The sequence below is a fragment of the Arthrobacter sp. 05L45_2 genome, from assembly GCF_056397525.1.
Window position 1 is genome coordinate 1 of sequence record NZ_JBFTNO010000344.1, and the last position, 1,958, is coordinate 1,958.

The 1,958-nt window shown below is 71.1% G+C and carries 2 protein-coding genes and 1 pseudogene; all 3 read left to right on the forward strand.

Translation table 11 applies throughout. The features are described from left to right. Positions 1–660, forward strand: a pseudogene (locus AC1DHD_RS16260) (serine/threonine protein kinase); the annotation flags it as partial. A gap of 1 nt (position 661) precedes the next feature. Continuing rightward, a complete protein-coding gene (locus AC1DHD_RS16265) occupies positions 662–1,300 on the forward strand; it encodes a hypothetical protein (protein WP_476880696.1) in 639 nt (212 codons plus the stop codon). Continuing rightward, the coding region (locus AC1DHD_RS16270; protein ID WP_476880695.1) for an FHA domain-containing protein at positions 1,297–1,958 on the forward strand (662 nt) is incomplete at its 3' end. The genes AC1DHD_RS16265 and AC1DHD_RS16270, both read left to right, overlap by 4 nt.

Sequence of the window (1,958 nt, forward strand, 5' to 3'; positions counted from 1 at the left end):
ACCTCCAACAACGCCACCCGCGCCAGGCCGCCGTTCGGCAGCCTTGCCCCCGGCAGCCCGGCCCCGGGGCGGGACACCGCCACCGGCCGCGATACCGTCCAGCGCCCCGCCTTCGGGGCGGCGCCCCGTCCGGCGCCCCCCGCGGGGGAGGACGACGACGTCGCGGCCACAGTCAACCGGTCCAGCCTGGCCCCGGAGGACACGGCCGCCGGCGAAACGGGGGACGCCGGGGAAGCCCCAACCGGCCACGGCCGCCGGAACCTGGTCCTCGCGATCGTCGGTGCCGCGGTCCTGGTGATCGCCGTCGTCGTCGGGATCATCGCCGGGACCACCCGCCCCGCCCCGGCCCCGCAGGCCACCGAGCAGGTCAGCAAGCCGCCGGCCGATGCCCTGGACAACGGCACCGTCCCCGACGTGACGGCACTGGCCGGACGCGCGGACAGTGCCGGCAAACTCACCTTCACCTGGAAAAACCCGCAGCCCAAGACCGGTGACCGCTATAAGTGGCGGACCTACTCGCCCACGGGCAACGGCGAATTCCAGGCCACTGCCACGGCCAAAGTCCAGGTGGCTCCCAACCCGGCCGGGGACACCTGCATCCAGGTGATGATCGTCCGCTCCGACGGCGCGTCCTCGCCCATGGAACAGGACTCCATTTAGCATCGGCCGGGAGGGTGACCTCGAAGTCGACGACAACCCGTACCTGCACCGGCAGTTCCTGCAGATCGCCCGCTATGACGGCATCTGGTGGCTCAGCAACGTCGGCAGCATGATCTGCGCGACCGTTGCCGACGCCTCCGGCGGCATGCAGGCCTGGCTCGCCCCCGGAGCCCGGATCCCGCTGGTCTTCAGCCACACCAACGTCATCTTCACGGCCGGTCCCACCACCTACGAATTTGCCGTCCACCTCCGGACCCCCGCCTTCCGGCAGGAATCCCGCGGGGAGGAAAGCGGCGGGGACACCACCATCGGCCCCGTCGTCTTCACCGACTCCCAAAAAGCCCTGATCGTGGCCCTCGCCGAGCCGATGCTGCGCCGGGAGGGGACCGGCTTCAGTGCCATCCCGTCCTCCGCGCAGGCGGCCAAGACCCTGGGCTGGGCACTGACCCGATTCAACAGAAAGCTGGACAACGTGTGTGACAAACTCGACCGGGTAGGGGTCGCCGGACTGCGCGGCGGCGGCGGCAAACTCGCCACGAACCGGCGCGCCCGGCTGGTCGAACACGCCGTGACATCGCACCTGGTGACCGCTGCCGACCTCGTGCTCCTGGAAACCCAGCGCGGAGGGGACGACGCATGAGGATCCGGCTGACCCTGCGCCGCGACCCGGCCGAAGCGAAGGACCTCGCCGTCACCGTCGACGGCCTGGCCACCGTGGCGGACATCGCCACCGAACTGTGGGCCGCCGATCCGGCCCGGCGCGGCACCGAACCGCCGTCGAACCTCTCCCTCAGCATCGAGGAGTCCTTCGCCGCCGGCGGCCTCAAGGGCAGCGTTCTGAACCGGGAGGACAACCTGCTCGAATCCGGGCTGCGGCCGGGCTCGATCGTCGGCCTGACCCAGGTCAGCGAGCAGTTCGCCGTGCCCGGGGCAAACCGAGGACCGGCCGCGGCGACCCTCCGCGTGCTCTCCGGCCCCGACGTCGGGCGCGAATTTTCGCTGCCCTCGGGGACCAGCTACATCGGCCGTGACCGCGACGTCGACATCCGGCTCACGGACCCGCTGACCTCGAAGCGGCACGCCCGCGTCACGGTGGGGGAGACCGTGGAAATCGTGGACACCAACTCCGCCAACGGCCTGCTGATGGACGGACTCCCGGTCGGCCGTGCGACGCTGAACTCCTCGGACACCGTCACCCTCGGCGACACCACAGTCTCCGTGGTGTCCCTCGGCGGCGCCCAGGGCACGGCGCCGAGCTCACCCCTGATCGACTTCAACCGTTCGCCCCGGGTGGTGCC